24 protein-coding genes are annotated in these 21,137 nt (G+C 62.5%); 17 read left to right on the top strand and 7 right to left on the bottom strand.

Annotated features, from left to right (window positions below; all coding sequences use genetic code 11):
* The first annotated feature begins 2 nt into the window (after positions 1-2).
* From ACFOOQ_RS02915 to arsB, 6 genes are read left to right on the top strand one after another with little or no spacing between them, the layout of a single operon-like run.
* Positions 3-1,193 (top strand): MFS transporter, encoded by a 1,191-nt coding sequence (locus ACFOOQ_RS02915; protein WP_379721520.1) that lies wholly within the window; start codon positions 3-5, stop codon positions 1,191-1,193.
* Between the two features lie 37 nt (positions 1,194-1,230).
* Positions 1,231-1,971, top strand: a complete 741-nt coding sequence (gene arsH / locus ACFOOQ_RS02910) for an arsenical resistance protein ArsH (protein ID WP_379721517.1) — start codon at positions 1,231-1,233, stop codon at positions 1,969-1,971.
* 54 nt (positions 1,972-2,025) lie between these two features.
* A complete protein-coding gene (locus ACFOOQ_RS02905) occupies positions 2,026-2,388 on the top strand; it encodes an ArsR/SmtB family transcription factor (RefSeq protein WP_379721514.1) in 363 nt (120 codons plus the stop codon).
* Positions 2,354-2,878 carry an arsenate reductase ArsC gene (locus tag ACFOOQ_RS02900; RefSeq protein WP_379721511.1) on the top strand — a complete coding sequence of 175 codons (525 nt, stop codon included), beginning with the start codon at positions 2,354-2,356 and terminating at the stop codon, positions 2,876-2,878. The genes ACFOOQ_RS02905 and ACFOOQ_RS02900 overlap by 35 nt, the downstream gene beginning before the upstream one ends.
* 8 nt (positions 2,879-2,886) lie before the next feature.
* Positions 2,887-3,309 (top strand): arsenate reductase (glutaredoxin), encoded by a 423-nt coding sequence (gene arsC, locus ACFOOQ_RS02895; RefSeq protein WP_449265793.1) that lies wholly within the window; start codon positions 2,887-2,889, stop codon positions 3,307-3,309.
* A 45-nt stretch (positions 3,310-3,354) separates the two neighbouring features.
* Positions 3,355-4,374 carry an ACR3 family arsenite efflux transporter gene (arsB, locus tag ACFOOQ_RS02890; protein WP_379725306.1) on the top strand — a complete coding sequence of 340 codons (1,020 nt, stop codon included), beginning with the start codon at positions 3,355-3,357 and terminating at the stop codon, positions 4,372-4,374.
* 333 nt (positions 4,375-4,707) lie between these two features.
* Here arsB and ACFOOQ_RS02885 read toward each other — a convergent pair whose 3' ends face one another.
* Genes ACFOOQ_RS02885 through ACFOOQ_RS02875 form a run of 3 tightly spaced genes read right to left on the bottom strand, consistent with a single transcriptional unit; the run spans position 4,708 to position 7,865 of the window.
* The gene (locus ACFOOQ_RS02885) at positions 4,708-5,406 is read right to left on the bottom strand and encodes an ABC transporter ATP-binding protein (protein ID WP_379721508.1); all 699 of its coding nucleotides are present in this window, start codon (positions 5,404-5,406) and stop codon (positions 4,708-4,710) included.
* A complete protein-coding gene (locus tag ACFOOQ_RS02880) occupies positions 5,399-6,625 on the bottom strand; it encodes an ABC transporter permease (RefSeq protein WP_379721505.1) in 1,227 nt (408 codons plus the stop codon). The genes ACFOOQ_RS02885 and ACFOOQ_RS02880 overlap by 8 nt, the downstream gene beginning before the upstream one ends.
* A gap of 13 nt (positions 6,626-6,638) precedes the next feature.
* Positions 6,639-7,865 carry an efflux RND transporter periplasmic adaptor subunit gene (locus ACFOOQ_RS02875; RefSeq protein WP_379721502.1) on the bottom strand — a complete coding sequence of 409 codons (1,227 nt, stop codon included), beginning with the start codon at positions 7,863-7,865 and terminating at the stop codon, positions 6,639-6,641.
* Between the two features lie 174 nt (positions 7,866-8,039).
* Here ACFOOQ_RS02875 and ACFOOQ_RS02870 point away from each other — a divergent pair, with 174 nt between their 5' ends.
* On the top strand, positions 8,040-8,474 hold the full coding sequence (locus ACFOOQ_RS02870; protein WP_379721499.1) for a hypothetical protein: 435 nt from the start codon (positions 8,040-8,042) through the stop codon (positions 8,472-8,474).
* Here ACFOOQ_RS02870 and ACFOOQ_RS02865 read toward each other — a convergent pair.
* Positions 8,390-9,397: a Crp/Fnr family transcriptional regulator gene (locus ACFOOQ_RS02865; protein ID WP_379721496.1), complete on the bottom strand. Its 1,008-nt coding sequence runs from the start codon at positions 9,395-9,397 to the stop codon at positions 8,390-8,392. The two genes, ACFOOQ_RS02870 and ACFOOQ_RS02865, sit on opposite strands and share 85 nt — an antisense overlap.
* Positions 9,398-9,886: 489 nt before the next feature.
* On the opposite strand from ACFOOQ_RS02865, the gene ACFOOQ_RS02860 reads away from it, so the two are divergent.
* Positions 9,887-10,312, top strand: a complete 426-nt coding sequence (locus tag ACFOOQ_RS02860; RefSeq protein ID WP_379721493.1) for a hypothetical protein — start codon at positions 9,887-9,889, stop codon at positions 10,310-10,312.
* Between the two features lie 79 nt (positions 10,313-10,391).
* On the opposite strand, the gene ACFOOQ_RS02855 is transcribed toward ACFOOQ_RS02860, so the two are convergent.
* Positions 10,392-11,090, bottom strand: coding sequence for a CBS domain-containing protein (locus ACFOOQ_RS02855; protein ID WP_379721490.1), 699 nt, complete (start codon positions 11,088-11,090; stop codon positions 10,392-10,394).
* 189 nt (positions 11,091-11,279) lie between these two features.
* On the opposite strand from ACFOOQ_RS02855, the gene ACFOOQ_RS02850 reads away from it, so the two are divergent.
* The 5 genes from ACFOOQ_RS02850 to ACFOOQ_RS02830 all read left to right on the top strand — a co-directional run bounded on the left by ACFOOQ_RS02850 (position 11,280) and on the right by ACFOOQ_RS02830 (position 14,376).
* Positions 11,280-11,714 (top strand): DUF3775 domain-containing protein, encoded by a 435-nt coding sequence (locus tag ACFOOQ_RS02850; protein ID WP_379721487.1) that lies wholly within the window; start codon positions 11,280-11,282, stop codon positions 11,712-11,714.
* A gap of 206 nt (positions 11,715-11,920) precedes the next feature.
* Positions 11,921-12,490 carry an HPF/RaiA family ribosome-associated protein gene (locus tag ACFOOQ_RS02845; protein ID WP_379721484.1) on the top strand — a complete coding sequence of 190 codons (570 nt, stop codon included), beginning with the start codon at positions 11,921-11,923 and terminating at the stop codon, positions 12,488-12,490.
* 20 nt (positions 12,491-12,510) lie between these two features.
* Entirely contained in the window at positions 12,511-13,254 is a 744-nt protein-coding gene (locus ACFOOQ_RS02840; protein ID WP_379721481.1) for a dienelactone hydrolase family protein, read from the top strand.
* Complete coding sequence (locus ACFOOQ_RS02835) at positions 13,235-13,936, top strand: phosphoribosyltransferase (protein WP_379721478.1); 702 nt, start codon at positions 13,235-13,237, stop codon at positions 13,934-13,936. Before ACFOOQ_RS02840 ends, ACFOOQ_RS02835 begins: the two co-directional genes overlap by 20 nt.
* Positions 13,933-14,376 (top strand): DUF2267 domain-containing protein, encoded by a 444-nt coding sequence (locus ACFOOQ_RS02830; protein ID WP_379721475.1) that lies wholly within the window; start codon positions 13,933-13,935, stop codon positions 14,374-14,376. Before ACFOOQ_RS02835 ends, ACFOOQ_RS02830 begins: the two co-directional genes overlap by 4 nt.
* Positions 14,377-14,468: 92 nt before the next feature.
* On the opposite strand, the gene ACFOOQ_RS02825 is transcribed toward ACFOOQ_RS02830, so the two are convergent.
* Positions 14,469-14,924 (bottom strand): Hsp20/alpha crystallin family protein, encoded by a 456-nt coding sequence (locus ACFOOQ_RS02825; RefSeq protein WP_379721472.1) that lies wholly within the window; start codon positions 14,922-14,924, stop codon positions 14,469-14,471.
* Between the two features lie 132 nt (positions 14,925-15,056).
* Between ACFOOQ_RS02825 and ACFOOQ_RS02820 the strand changes: the two genes are divergently transcribed.
* On the top strand, positions 15,057-15,251 hold the full coding sequence (locus tag ACFOOQ_RS02820) for a hypothetical protein (protein ID WP_379721469.1): 195 nt from the start codon (positions 15,057-15,059) through the stop codon (positions 15,249-15,251).
* Positions 15,252-15,945: 694 nt separating this feature from the next.
* Here ACFOOQ_RS02820 and ACFOOQ_RS02815 read toward each other — a convergent pair.
* Positions 15,946-16,956, bottom strand: coding sequence for an AraC family transcriptional regulator (locus tag ACFOOQ_RS02815; RefSeq protein ID WP_379721466.1), 1,011 nt, complete (start codon positions 16,954-16,956; stop codon positions 15,946-15,948).
* A gap of 61 nt (positions 16,957-17,017) precedes the next feature.
* On the opposite strand from ACFOOQ_RS02815, the gene ACFOOQ_RS02810 reads away from it, so the two are divergent.
* The 3 genes from ACFOOQ_RS02810 (at position 17,018) to ACFOOQ_RS02800 (ending at position 21,127) form a co-directional block, all read left to right on the top strand.
* Positions 17,018-18,085: an aldo/keto reductase gene (locus ACFOOQ_RS02810; protein ID WP_379721464.1), complete on the top strand. Its 1,068-nt coding sequence runs from the start codon at positions 17,018-17,020 to the stop codon at positions 18,083-18,085.
* 45 nt (positions 18,086-18,130) lie between these two features.
* Positions 18,131-19,141 carry an SDR family NAD(P)-dependent oxidoreductase gene (locus ACFOOQ_RS02805; RefSeq protein ID WP_379721461.1) on the top strand — a complete coding sequence of 337 codons (1,011 nt, stop codon included), beginning with the start codon at positions 18,131-18,133 and terminating at the stop codon, positions 19,139-19,141.
* An 810-nt stretch (positions 19,142-19,951) separates the two neighbouring features.
* Complete coding sequence (locus ACFOOQ_RS02800; RefSeq protein ID WP_379721458.1) at positions 19,952-21,127, top strand: 3-hydroxybenzoate 6-monooxygenase; 1,176 nt, start codon at positions 19,952-19,954, stop codon at positions 21,125-21,127.
* Positions 21,128-21,137: the final 10 nt, after the last annotated feature.

The following is a 21,137-nucleotide window of genomic DNA, read 5'->3' as shown; positions in this document are numbered from 1 at the left end:
CCATGCCGATCTCACATGAGCGCCGCACCATCGTCACCATTGCGCTGGGGACGGCACAGACCCTGAGCTGGGGCTCGACCTACTATCTGCCGGCGATCCTGGCCGTGCCCATGGCCCGGGAATTCGGCATCAGCACCGACTGGGTCTACGGCATCTTCTCGGTCGCGATGCTGATGACGGCATTCATGGGACCAGCCGTCGGCCGCCGCATCGACCGCTTCGGCGGCCGCGGCATCCTGATGGTCTCCAGCCTGGTCTTTGCCACCGGCCTTGGCCTGCTCGGCTGGTCGCCCAATCTCCCGGTTTTCATTGCCGGCTGGCTCATCATCGGGCTCGGCATGGGCATGGGGCTGTATGAAGCCGCTTTTGCTGCTTTGACGGCCATCTACGGCACGGGCGCCCGCAACTCGATCACCGGCATCACCCTGCTGGCCGGTTTCGCCAGCACGGTCTGCTGGCCCATCTCGGCTTTTGTGGATGCGGAAATGGGCTGGCGGGCGACCTGCTATGTCTGGGCGGTGGCGCATCTCGTCCTGGCGTTGCCGATCTATGTGCTGATGATCCCGAAGGAACTGGGCGAGCATACCAGGCCCGAGGCATCGGCTGCGGCGACCGATGGCGCCCCGCTCTGGAACCGGCAGATGATCCTGCTGGCCTTCGCTTTCGCGGCGACCTGGATCACCAGCACAGCCATGGCGGCGCATCTGCCGCGCCTGCTGGAGGATGCGGGAGCCACGAAAACGGCGGCCATCGCCGCTGCCGCCCTGGTCGGTCCGGCCCAGGTCGCGGCCCGCGTGCTCGAATTCAGCGTGCTGCAGCGGTTCCATCCACTGCTGTCGGCGCGGCTGGCCTCGATCACCCATCCGATCGGCGCCGCCGCCGTGCTGCTGTTCGGCGCCCCGGCGGCGTATTTCTTCACGATCATCCACGGCTCCGGCAACGGCGTGATGACCATTGCCAAGGGTACGCTTCCACTGGCGATCTTCGGTCCCTATGGATATGGTCGCCGCCAGGGTCTGCTGGCGGCGCCGTCACGGTTCGGCCAGGCCGCATCGCCATTCGTGTTCGCGGTCCTGATCGAGCATTTCGGCGTCGGCGCGCTGATGTTCACGTCTGGCCTGTGCGTTGCCGGCTTCATCGCCATGATGCTTCTCAGAACCGAAAGCTCCGCGTTGGAACGCGCTTCCGTATAACCTTCCGGTCGAATTGCAAAGATTGCAGCGGTTTTTCATGCGCCTTCGCGAAATCCCCGATCTTTACGCGCTACCGGCCCTGAATCAGGCCTTCGTCCATCGGCGGCCGGCCGAGGGCCTGCCTGATGGCGGCCTGAGCCATCCGCCGCGCATCCTCATCCTTTACGGCTCCCTGCGCGAGCGGTCGTATTCCCGCTTCGCCGCCGAGGAAGCGGGCCGGCTGCTGACCTGGTTCGGTGCCGAGGTGCGGCTGTTCGATCCGTCCGACATGCCGTTCCCGGACCAGGTCAAGGGTGACAACCATCCGGCCATTCAGGACCTGCGCGACCACGCCATATGGTCCGAGGGCATGGTCTGGATCAGCCCCGAGCGCCATGGCCAGGTCACCGGTCTGATGAAGGCCCAGATCGATAATCTGCCGCTGAGTCTTGGCGCCGTCCGCCCGACCCAGGGACGGACCCTGGCCGTCATGCAGGTCAGCGGCGGTTCCCAGTCGTTCAATGCCGTGAACACCCTGCGCCTGCTCGGCCGCTGGATGCGGATGGTCACCATCCCCAATCAGAGCAGCGTCGCCATGGCCTATAAGGAATTCGACGAGGCCGGCCGCATGAGGCCGTCGGGCTATTACGAGCGGATCGTCGATGTCTGCGAGGAACTGATCCGCTTCACGATACTGCTTCGGCCGCATGTGGCGCAGATGACCGACCGGTATTCCGAACGGAAGGAGCGCGGCGTGTCCGGCACGGTCGAAACGATGCTGCCGAAGGGATCGACCTGAGATTTCACAATACCGTCACTGGACGCAGCCTTATATTTCTATAAATTTGGAATCATGGAAATTAACGATTCCACTGCCGTCACAGCATTCGGCGCCCTGGCGCAGGAGACCCGTCTGGCCATCTACCGCCTGCTGGTCGAGCGGGGGCCGGGCGGCTTGCCGGCGGGGGCGATTGCCGAGGCGCTGGGCGTGCCGTCGGCGACGATTTCGTTCCATCTGGCGCAACTCCGGGGCGCCGGCCTGATCACCCAGCGCCGGGAGAGCCGGTCGCTGATTTATGCCGTCGATGTGGCGGCGATGAACGGGGTGATCGCCTTCCTGACGGATCGCTGCTGCGGCGGCAATCCAGAGATATGTGCGCCACAATCGAAGAGGCAAGCCGATGAATCACCTCAATCCCGCCGAAAAGCCGTTTAACGTCCTGTTTCTCTGCACCGGCAATTCCGCCCGCAGCATCCTGGCCGAATCCATCATGAACAGCGTCGGGGCTGGCCGCTTCCAGGCCTTCAGTGCCGGCAGCTACCCGAAAGGCGCCGTGCATCCGATGGCGCTTGACCTGCTCAAGACCTCTGGCCTGCCGATCGAGGATTTGCGGTCGAAATCCTGGGACGAGTTCGCCAAGCCGGATGCCCCGAAGATGGATTTCGTCTTCACCGTCTGCGATAACGCCGCGAGCGAGCCGTGTCCGGTGTGGCCGGGCCAGCCGATGAGCGCCCATTGGGGGCTGCCGGACCCGGCCGCGGTCGACGGCGACGAGGTGAAGCAGCGGCTCGCCTTCGCTGACACTTTCCGCATGCTCAGCAACCGCATCCGCATCTTCACCAGCCTGCCGATCCGTTCACTCGACGAGATGAGCCTGCAGCATCGCCTGAACGAGATCGGCCGCAATTTCCCGCAAGCGTCCTGAGTCAGATCATGAGCATTCGCATCTATCACAACCCGGCCTGCGGCACCTCGCGCAACGTGCTTGCCCTGATCCGCAACAGCGGCGAGGAGCCAGAGATCGTCGACTATCTGAAGACGCCGCCGGACCGCGACACGCTGGTCGACCTGATCGGGCAGATGGGGATTCCGGTGCGCGCCCTGCTGCGCCAGAAGGGCACACCCTATGACGAGCTGGGCCTCGGCGATGCGAAATGGACCGACGACGAACTGGTCGACTTTATGATGCAGCACCCGATCCTGATCAACCGGCCGATTGTGGTCACACCGCTGGCGGTGAAGCTGTGCCGTCCATCGGAGGCCGTACTCGACATCCTGCCCAATCCTCAGCAGGGGCCGATTGCCAAGGAAGACGGTACGCCGCTGATCGACGCCAGCGGCAAACGGGTGGCCTGAGGCACTGACATGACGGATACAGCACTCGGCCGATCCAAGCCGGCCATGAATACCTTCGAGCGCTACCTCACCCTCTGGGTGGCGCTTTGTATCGTTGCCGGCATCGCGCTGGGGCATTTCTTTCCCGGGGCTTTTCACGTCATCGCCGCGGCGGAGATCGCCAGGGTCAATCTGCCGGTCGCAGTTCTGATCTGGCTGATGATCATCCCGATGCTGCTGAAGATCGACTTCGCGGCTTTGGGCGAAGTCACCCGGCACTGGCGCGGCATCGGCGTGACATTGTTCATCAACTGGGCGGTGAAGCCCTTTTCGATGGCTTTGTTGGGCTGGATATTCGTCGGCTGGCTGTTCCGGCCATACCTGCCGGCCGACCAGATCGAGTCTTACATCGCCGGCCTGATCCTGCTGGCCGCCGCACCCTGCACGGCCATGGTCTTTGTGTGGAGCAACCTGGTCGAGGGCGAGCCGCATTTCACGCTGAGCCAGGTGGCGCTGAACGACGCCATCATGGTGGTGGCTTTCGCGCCCATCGTCGGCCTGCTGCTCGGCATCTCGGCGATCACCGTGCCGTGGGACACGCTGCTGCTGTCGGTCGGCCTCTATATCGTGGTGCCGGTCGTCATCTCCCAGCTCTGGCGTCACCAACTCCTGAATACCAGCAAGCGGTCATTGGAGCGAGTGCAGCAGGTGCTCGGGCCGGTTTCCCTCGTTGCCCTGCTGGTGACGTTGGTCCTCCTGTTTGCCTTCCAGGGCGAGCAGATCGTCGATCATCCGCTGGTGATCGCCCTGCTGGCGGTGCCGATCCTGATCCAGGTCTATTTCAATTCGGGGCTGGCCTATGGCCTCAACCGCCTGTTCGGGGTCGATCATTGCGTCGCCGGGCCCTCGGCGTTGATCGGCGCCAGCAATTTCTTCGAGCTGGCCGTCGCCGCCGCGATCAGCATCTTCGGCCTGAATTCCGGTGCCGCACTGGCAACGGTGGTCGGCGTGCTGATCGAAGTGCCGGTGATGCTTTCGGTGGTGAAGATCGTCAACAGCAGTCGTGGCTGGTACGAGCGGCGCTGAGTGACGGCGTCTGAGCCGACCCGCTCAAGAACGCGCTTGACCTCGATCGTCCGCCACCGACTGCCACGCGTTGTCGATGTCCCGCGAACATTCAGTGCCTCTACAGTTTCTTTCAGCGTTGAGAGGTCGCTGGTCTGAATGTCGGCTGTGACAGCCGCATGGTATTTTGCACGGAGGTCCGCCTGCTCGATGAAGACGGCAATGCCGAGCTTGGTTGTCGACGCCGTCCCGATCAGAGAGTTTGTGGCTTCTCTCATCGTCATGATGAAGGTCTAATAATATACTGAGCGGGGAGTCGATACCTCCCCGCTTCTTATATGCAGAGGCCGACACCTATGAAGCTGACTGCCGCTCGCCAGCGATGCGGCCGTCCACAATCTCGACGATGCGGTCGCAGCGTTCCGCTAGGTCAAGATTATGCGTCACCAGCAGAAAGCTCGTATTGCTCTGCCGATTGATCTGCCGCATCAAGTTGAAGACGCCTTCCGCCGAGGTCGTGTCGAGATTGCCGGTCGGTTCGTCGGCCAGTACCAGGGCGGGGTTCATCGACAGCGCACGGGCCACGGCCACGCGTTGCTGCTGGCCGCCCGACATATTGGTGGCGCGGTTGTTGCGCCACTTGCTCAACCCCACCTGCTCAAGCAGCGCGTCGGCGCGGTGCTCCATCTCGGCGCTCGGCCGGCCACGGTCAACCAGCATCGGCATCATCACGTTCTCCAGCGCCGTGAAGGTCGAGATCAGGTAGTGGTATTGGAAGACGAAGCCGATGGTACGGCCCCGCAGGCGGGTCAGTTCGGCATCGGGCAGCGCGGTGGTTTCGACGCCATTGATCAGCAGATGGCCGGCGGTCGGCCGGTCGAGCAAGCCGATGATATTGAGTAGGGTGCTTTTGCCCGAGCCGGACGGCCCCATCAAGGCGACGAATTCGCCGGATCGCATGGTGAAATCGATGCCATGCAGCACCTCGGTCTCTACCGAACTGCCAATATTGAACGATTTGCAAATTCCCTGCAGGGTGATGACATCAACCACGAATCGCCTCCACCGGATCGAGGCGTGCGGCGCGCAGGGCCGGCGCGATGCCGGCGATGACGCCCGTCACCGTGGCAAGCCCGGCGGCGCTGATGAAAAGACTCGGCTCCAGAATCAGCGGAAAGAGTTCACTGCCATCAACCTGTCGGGCATAGCGATGCCACAGAATCAATGCGGCGGCGCCCAGCAGCGCACCGAACAGAGAGCCGATGAAGCCAAGGACGCCACCCTGGATCAGGAATATGCGCAGCATCTGGCCGCGGCGCGCCCCCATGGCGCGCATGATGCCGATGTCCTTGGAGCGCTGGATCACTGAAACGACCAGCACTGCGGCGATGCCAAAGGCAACCGAAATGCCAACGAACAGCCGGATCATGGTGTTGGAATTCTTTTGCGCCTGGACCGCAGTGAAGAACTGCGCATTGGTCTTGATCCAACTGTCCGCCTGGACGGGATAGGCGGCGGCGATATCCCGGGCGATGGCTTCGGCGGCATAGATATCCGTGATCGTGAGCTCGATGCTGGTGGCCCCGCCGATCAGGTCGAGCAGGCTCTGCGCGGTACGCAACGCGACATAGGTGTTGCGCTGGTTCACGCCTTTGTTGCCGAGATCGAAGATGCCACGGACGGTGAGAACCCGGCTAGCGCCATTGGCGGTGCTGACATTCAGCTTGTCACTGACGGTGACGCCGAGGTCCTTGGCCAGCTCCGTGCCAATCAGGATGTCGTCTGTACCGAGCCGGGGCTCGCCGGCCACGATATAATCCGGCACACGGACGATCCTGAAATAGCTATCCGACTCCACACCGGTCAGCGTGATGCTGTGGCTGGCATCGCCGCGAATGGCCAGCGCCGAGCCGGAAGCAATATTGGCAACGACGATGATGTCGCTTCGGTTGTGCATGGCGGCCTCGATGGTCTGCCATTGATCGATCGATAGCAGCCGCTGGGTCGGCCGTTGCACGATGGCCAGTTCGACCTCGCCATGATTATGACGCAGGGGGCGCGCCACCTCGTCGGGTGGCAGGAGCTGGATCTGCGACTGGGCGGTCAGCACGCGCTTAATGAAATTGGCCTGCAGGCCAGCCAGCATGGCTGACATAAACACAATCACGCCGACGCCGATGGTGATGCCGCCGATGATAAACGCGGTCTGCAGCCTGCCCTCGGCGAGGAAACGTAGCGCAGCGATCCACTCAAAGGACAGCCAATGCTTCATCGCCGCACTCCTTTCAGGGCGTGATCGGACGGATTCGCTGGCCGGCGCGCACACCCGCGGCGACCGGCACGACGGTGTCGCCGGCCGACACGCCATCCAGGATCTCAACCTGTTGCGCCGCTCGCAGGCCGATGCGCACCGGCTGTACTTGCGGCCGCCCATGGCGCAAGACCAAGACCCACGGCGTTGCGGAGGTTGCGTCATGCACCGTGCGAGCCGGCAACGACAATGTGTCGGAATGGCGCTCAACCTCAATATCAACCGAGACGGTCATGTCCTGCCGCAGGTAGGCCGGCGGGTTCGGCGCCAGTAACTTTACCGTCACAGAAGCGCGGGTGATGTCGATCGATGGATTGATATAGTTGAGTACAGCCGGGAAAGTCTGGTCCGGATAGGCTTCTGCCGAAGCGAGTGCATTTTGTCCCAGCTTGAGCAGACCGAGATTCTTTTCATCGATCTGCAGGACCAGTTGCGTATCGCCGGCCGGTGCCAGCACCAGAAGAGCCCGGCCGGGCTGTGCCACCACGCCGCGTTCGACATTGCGCGCGATCAGAACGCCGTCACGCGGGGCCAGGATGGTGGCATAGTCGAGCCGTGCGTGGGCATTGGCAAGATTGGCCTGGGCCTGACTCAGCTGCGTCTGCGCCATCACGTAGTCACTACCGCTTGGACCAGCGGTGAACACCGCCAGTTCGGCACTGCGTACCTGCGTCTGAGCGACATCGAGATTGCGTGTGGCATCATCCAGCGCGGCGCGGGTCCCGTAGCCGGTTTTGACCAGTTGCGCGGCGCGATCATAGGCGGCCTTGGCATTCACCAGGTTGGCCCGTGCCTCCTTCAGAGTCTCCATTGCCGAGGGCAAAGTCAGTTCCTGTAATTGCCGGATGCGCGCTTCGCTCTGCGCCATGGCACCTTCGGCCTGTTGCACGGCGGCTTGCAATTCGCGCGGATCAATGACGATCAACGCCTGACCGCGCACAACGCTCTGGCCCTCGTCGACCAGCACCTCGGCCACCGTGCCGGTGATCTGGCTGCCAATCTCGACGCGGAACGGCGTCTCGACATGGCCGCTGGCAACCACTGTTCTAACCATGTCTGTACGCACCGCAGGATAGACCACGACTTCAGGACCCAGGAGCCAGCGCAGGAACAGCGCGATCAGGCCGCAGAGTACCAAAGCAGACGATACCAGCAGCCACTTGCGGTGCCAGAGCATGCCAAGAATGCGCTGCAGTGCCATGGGCGGAGGTGGCGGTGCGAATGAATCAGAGGGAGCCGGAGGCATTGGACCAGTCCAGATGAAGCCATCTTAGGCTGATTGGATCAACTTACGTTCCAAATCTCATTGACATGCGTCAAGAAGCTGCGGGTGGTTCCCGGTATAGTACCAAGCTGACATGCAAATCGGTACGATATGAACCGTCGTGTTTTTCTTGGTGTTGCCGCGCTTGCACTGGCATTGCCGCCTTTGTGGCGAAGCCGGGCCGGCGAACTGACGGACGACCTCATCGGCACGGAAACAGAGTATCTGACCCGCGCCAGCGATACGCTGGCCGATATCGCGATACGCTATGATCTTGGCTACGACGAACTGGTGACGGCCAATCGTGGCATCGATCCCTGGCTGCCGGGCGATAGCACGCCAATCGTTCTGCCCGACCGTCATATCCTGCCTGCCGCACCCCGTACCGGGATCGTCATCAATCTCGGCGACCAGCGGCTGTATCATTTCCCGCCCGGCGAAGCGCCGCGCAGAAATGTGGCCTACCGCAGGCCCGCCTGTCCAGCAGCGACTGCAGGGATCGCGATCATTGCCGGGACGTCAATTCCGGGGGGGGCGCGACGATGATCATACCCGCCGGCGCAATGGACAAGGCGCGCCAGTTTCGCATCGTCGAGCACGATCAGCGCGCCGCGGACAAAGGTCAGGACATTCATTTCACGCAGGCTGCGCAGCACGCGGTTGACATGGATCGAGGTCAGCCCCAGAGCGTCGCTGATCGTTACCTGTGTCAGCGGCAAGCTGGCGCCACTGGCATCCGGCGCGATGAGGTCGCGTCGCCGCATCTCGGAGAGACAGCCGTACAGCAGTCGGGCGACACGTTCCGTGGCATTGCGGCGGCCAAGGTTGGTGACCGTGTCCATCGAGGCATGCGCGCTTTGTTCGACGGCTTCAAGAACCCGGTTGGCGAAAGCCGGATGGCGTTGCTGCAGGCCGGCGAGTTTCGCATTCGGCACGATGCAGGCGGTGACCCGCGTCAGGGCTTCGGCGCCATGATCGATATCATGATGCCCTAGCGACACCGCCCCGAACAGGTCGCCCGGCATCAGGAATCGCTGGATCTGGCGGCGGCCGTCTTCAAGGATCTGAAAGAGGTGCACCCAGCCGGAGACCAGGATGAAAACATTTCCGACCGGATCGCCCTGGGCATAAACCGGATCGTTTGGCATGTAGCTGCGATAGGCGAGCCGGGCCGAGGCCAGTTCGGCCAGCTCCTCCGGGCCGGACATCGCGCCGCAGATGCTGTGGGGGCGGATGGCGCAGGCACTGCAGCGGAACAGCGGCGAAATGGTGTGGATCAGCGTCATCGCGGTCACCTGTCTCACCCCGGTTGCTCTCAGGCACGCCGATTGCGTGTAACGCATATCAAACGCGTATTCTGCACGCGGCTCTCTGATATGGATCAAGGGAAAGTGGCTTCCACTTCCGGCGGTTTGTCCGACGATCGAATTCGCGCTGCTTCGGGCTCTGAATATCACCAGAAAATTCATGGGCATGGGAGAGCCGGCAACGATTGTATTGCAAATTCCCCGGCCACTTAACGCAGATCAGCCTGAAAACGGGATGTCACCGGTATGATGTTTATGTTGGTGACCTGTCGGATTGACATTCCCCCGAAGCGACCGGCAGGCGTGGTTTTTGTTGGTTCGCCGGCAATCCGGCGAGGCCATCCCCGGGTTCCGATATGCCCCAATCCCGACGGCCCGGACGGATGCATACGGCAAAAGCAACTGAAGCTGCACGACCTGATGGTCGTGCAGCTTTCTTTCGTGGTCAGCTTTCACTGAGCTTTAAAGGTGACTTTGCCATTTTCTCATCATAATGACTCGGCAATCGAAAGCGCAAAGGATGTATAATTTGCCTGCTCCTAAACCCAGATCAATCACCGCTGCGGCACAGGCCGGTACAGATTCGGACGGCTGATTCCGGCGCGGCAGCGGGCCGCCGCGGAAATCCCATCCCGAGAAGGAGAAGCATGCATGGCAACCCCCCGTCAGGTAACGCAGAACAAAGGCAATGGCAGCGACGCCGCGATGCACGCCCTGCAGCAGCAGGGTGAACGCATGTGGGCGGTCAACAACCGGATGCTGACCATGTACAGCAGTTTCATGAAGCATTGGCTGGACCGCCGTCAGGAAGCGGCGAAAGCGGCCGTCGAGGTGGCCCAGAAGGCCCTTCATCCGAACGGCGACGGCCAGTTCGTCAACATTCCCGCCCTGTATGGCGAATGGATGAACGGCAGCCTGCAGCGCGTCTCGGCCGACCTGCAGGAGTGCCAGCAATGCGGTACCGAGATTGCAGGCATGATGGAGGAAGCCCTGCCGCACTGGACCGGTTTTTCGGCGGGTGAAGGCGACACCGGCGCAAAGCGCGCGGCTCCCGAGGAGCAGGCAGCCAAGGAGTAACACGCCACGGATCGCCAGTCGAAGGGCGGCCTGAGAGCCGCCCTTTTTCTTGTTTGCCGACCGGTCCCGCCCGGCCAGCTCAAGTCATACTGACCGGCGGCACGAAGACCTGAACCCGGTCGAGCACACCGTGTACGCCCGGCAGGGTCTCCGCCAGGACCCGCAGAGCCTGTTTCTCGCTGTCGGAGCCGATAAAGCCATTCAGCTCGACAATACCGTCATGCACCGTGGTGCTGATATAGGGCGCGTTGGCCCAGGCCTCCGTACGCATCCGCTCGACCAGCGCCAGGCGGATTTCGCTGTCGGTCTGCGGGATCTTCACCGTCTCGCCCATCGACTGCCGTTTCGCCAGCACCCGCACGATATCCGACCGGCTGATGATGCCGGCCAGGCGGCTTTGGCGCAGCACCGGCACGCGCTTGATGTTGTAGGTGTCCATCAGGTCGGCCACGGCAAAGATCGAGGTATCCTCGGTGACCGTCAGGACGTCGCGGCTCATCACGTCGGCTGCATGGATGCCGCTCTGCTGGACGAATTCACGGGCGAGTGACGGCGCATCGTCAAGCAAGGCCGACCACCAGGCCCGGTGCTTCTCGGTGCCGATATCGCTACGTCGCATCAGGTCGGCTTCGCTGACGATGCCGAGCACCCGCCTCTCGCCATCGACCACCGGTACGCCACTGATCCGGCGCTCGACCAGCAGATTGGCAATCTCGCGTACCGTCATTGTCAGATCGACGGTGACGACGTCGCTTGTCATGATATCGCGTGCCAGCATGATGTTTCCGTCCGTTGCCACGGCCGCCCCGGCGGCGGCCATTTTTTGCCAGGTTAGACAATCGCCGGCCGGTTCGCCCTAACACAGGTTAACCGCGCGAATTCCTTGTGATGCAAGACTGACTTCGTTGCCCGGCCGGCCGCTATCCGGCTACGGCGGCACGACGCCATCAGCAATCGCGGAGCCAGCATGACCGACCCGACACCCGAGACGGCTCAGCCCCTGACCATCCCGCCCGAAACGGTGTGCTATATCATCGTCAAGGCGCACGAATTCGATGCCAAGGTGGAACCGGTCGATCCCGATTCCGGATCGAACCCTGCCGACGACGGCGCGGCGGTGATCCTGCAGGACTTCCGCGACGATCCCACCGCCGCCGAGCTCGCCGCCGCCATCGGCGCCCTGAATACCGACGAAAGCGCCGAACTGGTGGCGTTGTCCTGGCTTGGCCGCGGCGATTTCACTGCCGGTGAATGGCCGGCCGCGCTGGACCTGGCGCGCCAGCGGCGCAGCGACCATACCGCCGCCTACCTCATGGGTCAGCCGCAGCTCGGCGATTTCCTCGAGGAGGGCCTGAGCCGGCTTGGCTATGACTGCGATGACGAGGAAATCGGGCACCTCTGATGCCGCCGCCATCGTCCGCCGCAACAACGGGCACGATGCCGAAAAGCGGCCGGTTGCGGCGAGCTGGCTGTTGCAGACAGGCACTTCCGGTTCCCGCAATTCGGATTTGTGCAGTGTGCACTGCAATCTGTGCCCCGGGCTTAAACCAGATTAAGTCGCGCCGGCCGGCCGGTCCGGCAATATGGCAATCGTGACAAGGAGACGACATGGAACTGCCGCTGCAGATATCGTTTCGCAACATGGATCCGTCCGATGCCGTGGTGACGCGGATTCACGAGAAAGCCAGACTGCTCGACCGGTTCTACGGGCGGGTCTCCGCCTGCCGTGTCACCGTCGAGGCGCCGCACCGCCATCATCACAAGGGCAATCTCTACCGCATCCGCATCGACCTGACGGTGCCCGGCGGCGAGCTGGTGGTGGACCGGTCGCCGGACGAGCATCATGCCCATGCCGATGTCTATGTGGCGATCCGTGACGCCTTCGATGCCGCAATCCGCCGGCTGGAGGATTTTTCCCGCCACCAGCGCGGCGACGTCAAAGCCCATATCGAACCGCTGCAGGGCCGGGTCGCCGGCCTGATCGCCGGGCAGGACTATGGCTTCATCGAACTGGCGGACGGCGAGGAAGTCTATTTCCACCGCAACAGCGTGGTGGACGGCCACTTCGAGGACCTTGTTGTGGGAACCCGGGTGACGCTGACCACAGCGATGGGCGAAAAGGGCCTGCAGGCCTCGACCGTGCATCCGGTCGGTCTCGGGCATCGGCAGGCAGGCTAGCAGAGGACAGGAAACACGCGATGACCCAGCAAACGCATATCGGGCTCGGCAGGAGCTTTAGCCCGAGGCTCGTCACGTCGAACGGGCAGATAATGGAACTGCCGGCGCCGGTCGATGAGATCGTGGCGATTCCGCCTTTCGGCCTCGATGGTCATCTGACCCTGCCGGTGCAGGCCCGCTCCGTCGTGGTCTTCGCCCATGGCAGTGGCAGCAGCCGCCACAGCCCACGCAACAAATACGTTGCCCAGGCACTGGCCCGGGCCGGTTTCGGCACCCTGCTGTTCGATCTGCTGCTGCCCCAGGAAGGCACCGACCGTGCCGCCACCTTCGATATCGACCTGCTGGCCGACCGGCTGATCCTCGCCACCCAGTGGCTGCGCCGACGCATTGACCACCATCCCGTCGACATCGGCTATTTCGGCGCCAGCACCGGCGCCGCAGCCGCCCTGGTGGCGGCGGCACGCCAGCCCGAGCCCGTCAAGGCAATCGTCTGTCGCGGCGGCCGGCCCGATCTCGCCGGACCGTTCCTGGCGGATGTGCGGGCGCCGACCCTGTTTATTGTCGGTGGCATGGACACCGAGGTCCTTGCGCTCAACCGCTGGGCCAGCTCGCAGATGACCTGCAAGACGACACTCAAGGTGGTTCCGGATGCCAGCCACCTGTTCGAGGAGGTCGGCGCACTCGACCAGGTGATCGATTGCGCGGCCTTCTGGTTCCGGCGCTACCTGCTGCACGCAGATTCCCATGTTCAGAGACAGGGCTGACGCCGGCCGCCGGCTGGCGCAGCGGCTGCTGCCCTGGCGCCCGGACCATCCGGTCATTCTCGCCCTGCCGCGCGGTGGCGTTCCGGTGGCGGCGGAAATCGCCGCGGCCCTGCAGGCACCGCTCGGCGTGCTGCTGGTCCGCAAGATCGGCGCACCGAACCAGCCGGAACTTGCCGTTGCCGCCATCGCCGATGGCCCGCATCCGCGCATGACGGTCAATCGCGCGATCGCCGGCCAGCTCGGCATCACCGAAGCCTATCTGCAGGCGGAGGCCGACCGCCAGCTGCAGGAGATCGAAAGGCGCCGCCGCCTCTATGAAGGCGACCGTCCGCCGCTGCCGGTCGCCGGCCGCGTGGTCGTGGTGGTGGATGACGGCATCGCCACCGGTGCCACGGCGCGGGCCGCGCTTACCCTGCTGCGCGAGGCCGGCCCGCGCCGCATCATCCTCGCCGTGCCGGTTGCCGCGCCGCAGACGCTGGAGGAATTCGCCGGGCTGGCCGACGACATCGTCTGCCTGGAAACGCCGGCGGATTTCTGTGCCGTCGGCGTCCACTACCGCAGCTTCCCGCAGGTCGATGATGCCGAGGTAGCGGCCGTGCTGGCGACGGCGAGACAGCAGGCGCGGCCCGCATCCGGAAAGAACCGGGACCATGCAACCGAGACGAAAGGATTGCCAAGATGACCATGACCGGGCTTGCAGGGATCGACACCACCGTTCACGAAACCAATATCTGGCTGAAAGGTCTGATGGATCGGTTGCAGGTCGGCGACCGGCGGCTGGCCTATGCCGCTTTGCGCAGCAGCCTGCATGCCTTGCGCGACCGGATGACGCCGGAGGCCTGCGCGCATCTGTCGGCGCAGCTGCCGCTGCTGGTGCGCGGCCTGTTCTATGAGGGCTGGCAACCCGGCCACCAGCATCCGAAAGAGCATCACAAGGCGCAGTTCCTCGACCATATCGCCCGGGAACTGGGGCCGGATGCGCCATTCTCTGCCGAGGAGGCCGCCGTGGCCGTCTTCGACCTGCTGCGGGAGCACATCGACAGCGGCGAAATCCGCAAGCTCGTCGGACTGATGCCGCGCGAAATGCGGGACCTATGGCAAGCCGTTGTGAGCGAGGACTGACGGCAGGCTGCAGGCTGTCGTCGCCGGCAGAAAAGCAGAGGGCGGGCCTGGCGGCCCGCCCTGTATTTGACTTTTGGAAACCCGTGACCGGCTCAGGCAGCCTTGACCTCGATCTTGCGGGTCGCATGCGCGGTGCCTGCCTTCTTCGTGACCGTCACCGTCAGCACGCCATCCCTGCTGGCGGCTTCGATCTTGGCGTCGTCGGCATCTTCCGGCAGGGCCAGGCTCCGCTCGAAGCAGCCATAGCTGCGCTCGATGCGGATATAGTCCTTGCGCTTTTCCTCCGACTCGCCCTTCTTCTCGCCCTTTACCGTCAGGATGCCTTTGGCGACCGAAATCTCGACATCCTTGGCAGGGATGCCGGGCAGCTCGATGTCGATCTGGTAGGCCTTGTCGGTTTCCTTGAAATCGAGCTTCGGCACCAGGTCGCCATTGCGCAACTGCAGCTTCGGTATCGAGAAGTCGTTGAAGAAACTGCCGAACAGGCGATCGACCTGCTTATGCAGGCTTTCGAACGGATCATGCGGAACCAGCTGAGTATCGGCCATTGTCGCTCTCCATCGCAGGGGGAAATAACGCGGCAAGTCTATTCTTGACTATCGACCAGCCATCTTGATCCAGGTCAACACCTGCTGAAGATCGAGCTCCAATCATACAAAAAATCTTGCAGAAGGAATCTCATGATCGCCGCGCGAGTCGAAATCTGCCAATTATTCAACGTTCCAGGGCATGACGCTGGTTTCAAGGAACCGAGCCTGCAGGACATACTTGACGACCCGATGGTGCAGCTTCTGATGGCGCGTGACGGGGTGAAGGCTGCCGACCTGCGCAGCATATGTGCGCGAGGCATCGCAAGTACGTCTGCAGTGGCCTAGAAGAACAGGGGTGTGTCAAAAATCGGCCGATCGCCACTACGGCGCGAGAATTTGCAAGCCGTGATCGAAGGAGAAATATCCACCGAGGTCGATTAGCACACGGCAGTGTATCGCTGACAAATTTCTTTGTGCGGACGTAAGACGACTTTTCTCATGGTCATGATGAAGACAGACAAATCTGCTGAGTGCCTCAGGCGAACTTAAGGAGAAACATCTTTATTGTCGCTGCTATGAAGAATTGTAAAAAGGCGGCAGTCGATTTTATCGAAGGGTGCGAATACAGAACTCGATAGAAATGGCCGCTTCACGCTCCGAAGGCAGAGGTCAAGGGGATTTGGTTTGGAAGGAAGTGGAAAAAGGCAACGAGTTTCAGTAGGTTGACGTTCTCTCGGTAAGCTGCCCGATCTGGAAAATTCTTTGCGTAAGCGCCGCGTAAGCAGTTTTCAGAGAAGAACAGCGAACAAGCATGTGGCGTAGCGAGTACCAGCACGATGCGTTGGACGCTTGGAACGAGAGGCTCGGTTGAAGGTGTTCGAATCCGTTGACCGCCGGAGGTCGATAGGATTAAGCGAAGTGAAATGCGTCCGTAGCTCAGCTGGATAGAGCGCCACCCCTCTTAAAGGTTGGCTTCGAGGGTCGAGCGTCGCTCCCCGTTTTGCGTTTCTCAGACCCGCGGCGCGTCAGCGCTGCGAGCCTATTCGGCTTCCAATTCCCGACGCTTCACGCTGCGGCGACGTTCCGAATAGGTTTGCATGGCTTCCTTGCGGAAGCGGCCTGGAGAGAGGCCGGTTGCTCTTCTGAAAGCATTGCTGAATGCGCTCTCGGAACCGTACCCGACGGACCATGCGATGTCCGCAACCGAATGGTCGGTTTCGCTCAGATCTCTTTCCGCCAACCGTATGCGCCAGTTAAGCACATAGGTCAGAGGAGGCATGCCCACGACATCCCTGAACCTTACGGCAAAGGATGTGCGCGACATCCCCGATAGTTTTGCCAGCTCCTCAAGAGTCCAGGGATGCGACGGGTCAGCGTGAACACTGCGCAGCGCGATCGAGATGCGTCTGTCGTCGAGAGCTGTGAGCCAGCCTACCTGCTCGGATTTCGAATCCTCGATATGGAGGCGGAGCGCTTCTACAAACAGCAGCTTTGCCAGATGCGTAATCGCCGTCGCCGACCCGGCCCGATTGCGCAGCATTTCCTCGGCCAGTTCGGTCAGAAGCCAGCGCAGCTTGGCGGCTTCTCCTCGCTGGCCGCTGACATGGATCAACGGTGGGAGAGTTTCCCGAAGGAAGCCACAGCGCTGCTCGTCGACTTCCAGCAAACCCCCGATCATCATGAAATCGGCGCCTTCGCCGGCGCGCAAGTTGCCCTCGGCGTCGCGCTCCAGAGGAGCGCAAGTGGCGTTCGCAAGCCGCTCCGGGGTGCTGGCCAGGACGATCGGCGGAGCTCCATTGGTGATCACGACATCACCGGCTTCGAAGCGCGCCGGTGCTGCTGAATTGCCCTCGGTCGACAGCCAGCAACTCCCCCTCACCACGGCCAGGAATTTCACCGCGTCGGAGCGCTGGAACTTTCGTGACCATTCCCCCCCAGCAAGGAGGGTTCCCGAAAGGACGCATCGGGCGTCGGCGAGATCAAGGACATCGGAAAGAGGGTCTGAGCGCATATCCGTACTATCTCGCATAAATCTAGCACGATCAATCATTCATCATTCAAAGCGGGTGATCTAGAATTAAGTTGAGTCACATGAACGACGGAGCGTGCGAATGCCTCTCGATCACTTCACCACCCTTGGACGGTCAGGCCTGCGCGTCAGTCCGCTTTGTCTGGGCACCATGACCTTCGGCGAAGACTTCGGCTGGGGCGCCAGCGAGGCAGAGTCCGATGCGATGATGTCGGAATATCTCGACCGGGGTGGCAATTTTGTCGACACTGCCAACATCTATACCGGCGGGCACTCCGAGAAGATCATCGGCGACTATCTGCAGCAGCACGACGTCCGTCGCGACAGCATCGTGCTCAGCACGAAATTCTACTGCAGCCTGTTTCCTGGCGATCCGAACGGTGGCGGAGCGGGACGAAAGGCTTTGATCCAGCAATGCGAAGCGTCACTGAAGCGCCTCCAAACTGACTACATCGATCTCTATTGGCTGCACAATTGGGACCAGACGGCGCCGATCGAGGAGACGTTGCGAGGTCTCGACGATCTCGTCACGGCCGGCAAGATCCGCTACGTCGGCTTCTCGGATATTCCCGCCTGGAAGACTGCCGAAGCCCAGACGATCGCCCACTTCCGGGGGTGGGCGCCGATCATCGCGCTGCAGCTCGAGTATTCGTTACTCGAGCGAACCAGCGAAGGCGAACTTTTCCCCATGGCGCAGAGGATGGGAATGGGCGTCATGCCCTGGTCCCCGCTCAAGAGCGGCTTCCTGAGCGGAAAATTCAAGCGTGGCGACAAAGGCAATATCGACACCAAGCGCACAGGCATGGTCGGCGTTCCAAGCGAGGCGGATTACGACATCATCATCGCGGTGGCCGAGGTCGCCTCGGAGCTTGGCGTCAGCTCCGCATCGGTCGCGCTGGCCTGGGTCAGGTCGCGCGCGGGCGTCAGCTCCACCCTTGTCGGCGCAAGGCGCCTCGACCAGCTCAAGGCCAATCTCGATTCCATCGACGTGACGCTGTCGCCTGAGCAGATGAAGAAGCTCGATGACGTCTCCAAACCGAAACTGAACTTCCCCGCCGAGAACAACGAGACTCTGGCGCCGATGCTCGCGTTCGGCGGCCTCACCGTGGATGGCCGCACGGTTCCGTCGATGGCGCGCCTTTCGGCCTAATTGCACGCTTTCGCTTCTTCCTGTCTTCAAAACGGAGATACAGCAATGAACACACCACAGGCACCGATCGGTTCAGGATTTGGCCGCGCCTCCACGACCATCGACATCATTAAAGGTGTGGATCTCGTCGGCAAGGTGGCGATCGTCACGGGCGGCTACTCGGGCCTCGGGCTTGAAACAGCGTGCACGCTCGCCTCGGCGGGCGCGCGGATCATCGTGCCGGCGCGTGACGTCGCGCGCGCGCGCGAGGCCATCGCCGCAGCAGGCGGCGGCATGGAGGTTCGGCCGATGGACCTCACCGACCCCGGCTCGATCGATAACTTCGCACGCGACTTCGTCGAGACAGGCCTGCCGCTTCACCTGCTCATCAACAACGCCGGCGTCATGGCGCTGCCCGAACTGAAGCGCGACGCGCAAGGCAACGAGCTACAGTTTGCCACCAACCACCTCGGCCATTTCCGGCTGACTCTGCGGCTCTGGCCGGCGCTGAAGCGCGCCCATGGCGCGCGCGTCGTATCGGTCTCCTCCGCCGGGCACCGCTTCTCGCCGGTGATGTTCGACGACGTCAATTTCGAGCGCCGCGCCTATGACCCTTTCAAGGCCTATGGTCAGTCGAAGACGGCCAACATCTTGTTCGTGGTCGCCCTCGACCGGCGTGGCAAGGACGTGGGCATTCGCGCGTTCGCGCTCCATCCCGGCGGAATCGCGGGAACGAATCTCGGCACGCATGTCGGCTTGGAAATGCTGAAGAAGACCGGGTTCGTCGACGAGAATGATCGGCCGGTCGTCGATCTGAGCCGTGACCTGAAGTCGGTGCCGCAGGGAGCGGCCACTCATGTCTGGTGCGCGGTCAGTCCGCAACTCGACGGCAAAGGCGGTGTGTACTGCGCCGATTCCGACATCACGCCCGTGCTCCCGGAGGGCGGTTCCTTCGCTCTGACTGAAGATCGTGCCAATCGCGGCACCGGCGTCCAAGCCTATGCGGTCGACCTGAAAGCTGCCGAAGAGCTTTGGCGCAGAAGCGAGGAGATCACCAATACCTCTATCCAAAGCTAGTCGTGAGGAGACGGCGTTGCGCGCAGGAAGGAATGGATATGAAGACGTGGCGCCTCGGCATCTCGACACTGATCGTATGAGGCAGACGACGAGGAAGCTTTCGTAATAGAGTCCGACCACGAGCGGCAGACGCTCAATCAGATCAATGGCTGGCTCAGCGGAACTGAAGGATGACAGTCCGCCGAGCGTCGCAACGGGACGCGATACTGCTGATCCTGTACAATATGCGATATGCTGCTTCTGGAAAGCGACCGTCCGCGATTTGCTACACGAAGAGCCGGGCCTCGTCGCAAGCTCCCGTCGGCCTCGCACCGAACGAATGGCAGTTATCCCTCCAGCATCGCCCAAGGACCCGACCGGCTGTAGACCGACAAAGGCAGTTTTCCTCTGTCGTGGACGAGGCGATCGATCGATGCGTGTAGCCGGCCCTGGACCCAATTTCACCGCTTTCAGGCCCTCAGGTAAGCGCCACGTAAGCAGTTGGATGAATGTCGCGCCGCTAACAACGAGCGCGCGCGTAAACGGTCTGAGATTCCCGTTTAGTATCAACGACTTGGCAAACTGCCAATTGCGATCGCAGCCACCACCCTACTCAAATGGCCGCTTCACGCTCCGAAGGCAGAGGTCACAAGTTCGAATCTTGTCGGGTGCACCAATTTTCCCGGTCATTCAGGTCTGATTTCCGGCCGCCGCCCAGGCGGCCGTTGTCATATTCAGGCTTGACAGGCCGTTATAGTCAGTGTACGGATTGATCCGGAATGAAACAGGTGGACGTACAAGCCTGTGCAACGGGGGCGGAGACAGGATTCCATGACCAAGACTAAAGGCCGGCCGGTCATCATCGTTGGTGGCGGCATCGGCGGCCTCGCCGCGGCGCTGGCGCTGGCATTGAAGGGCATTCGCTCGGTGTTGCTGGAGCAGTCGGCCGAGTTTCGCGAGGTCGGCGCCGGGATCCAGCTCGGCCCCAATGTGTTCCGGCGCTTCGAGGCACTGGGTATCCGCAAGGCGATCGAGGCCATCGCCGTTTTCCCCGACAACCTGATCATGCGCGACGCGCTGAGCGGCGACGAGGTCACCCGCATCCCGATGGGTGAGCGGGCGCTGAAGCATTACGGCTATCCTTATGCGGTGATCCATCGCGCCGACCTGCACCAGGTTTTGCTCGATGCCTGCCGCGCGCAGCCGCTGGTCGAACTGCGTAATAACGCCAAGGTCACCGCGCATGCCGCCGGTGACGACGGCGTCTCGGTCACGCTGGCCGATGGCGAGACGATTGCCGGGGACAGCCTGATTGCCTGCGATGGCCTGTGGTCGGTGTTTCGCGACGAGATCGTCGGCGACGGCAAGCCGCGCGTTTCCGGTCATATCGCCTATCGCGCCGTGCTGCCGGCGGCGGAAGTCCCGGATGGCCAGTACGAGAACAACGTCGTGCTGTGGGCCGGGCCGAAGACTCATCTGGTGCATTATCCCCTGCGCCGCGGCGAGCTCTACAACCTCGTCGCCGTCTTCCACTCGAACCGCTACGAGGAAGGCTGGAACAGCTTCGGCGACCCCGAGGAACTGAACGAGCGCTTCCGCAACCAGCAGCCGCAGGTCCACCGGCTGCTCGACAAGATCGAATCCTGGCGCATGTGGGTGCTGTGTGACCGCGAGCCGGTGGCGAACTGGACCAAGGGTCGCGTCACCCTGCTCGGCGATGCGGCGCATCCGATGCTGCAGTATCTGGCGCAGGGCGCCTGCATGGCGATTGAAGACGCCGTCTGCCTGGCCGGAAAGCTGTCAGAGGGCCGCAACGACCCGAACGCCACCTTCCTTGCCTATCAGCAGGAGCGCTATCTGCGCACGGCGCGGGTGCAGGTGATGGCGCGGGTGTTCGGCGATTTCTATCACGCCACCGGGCCGGTGCGCGAACTGCGCAACACCATGCTCGGCAACCGTACGCCCGAACAGGCCTATGCCGGCAACGAATGGCTCTATAACGGCTGAGGCCCGGTAA

It is taken from the genome of Ferrovibrio xuzhouensis, assembly GCF_042648965.1.
In the GTDB taxonomy this organism is placed as follows: domain Bacteria; phylum Pseudomonadota; class Alphaproteobacteria; order Ferrovibrionales; family Ferrovibrionaceae; genus Ferrovibrio; species Ferrovibrio xuzhouensis.
Note: the sequence above shows the minus strand (reverse complement) of the source record. Positions and strands in the feature narration are given on the sequence as shown.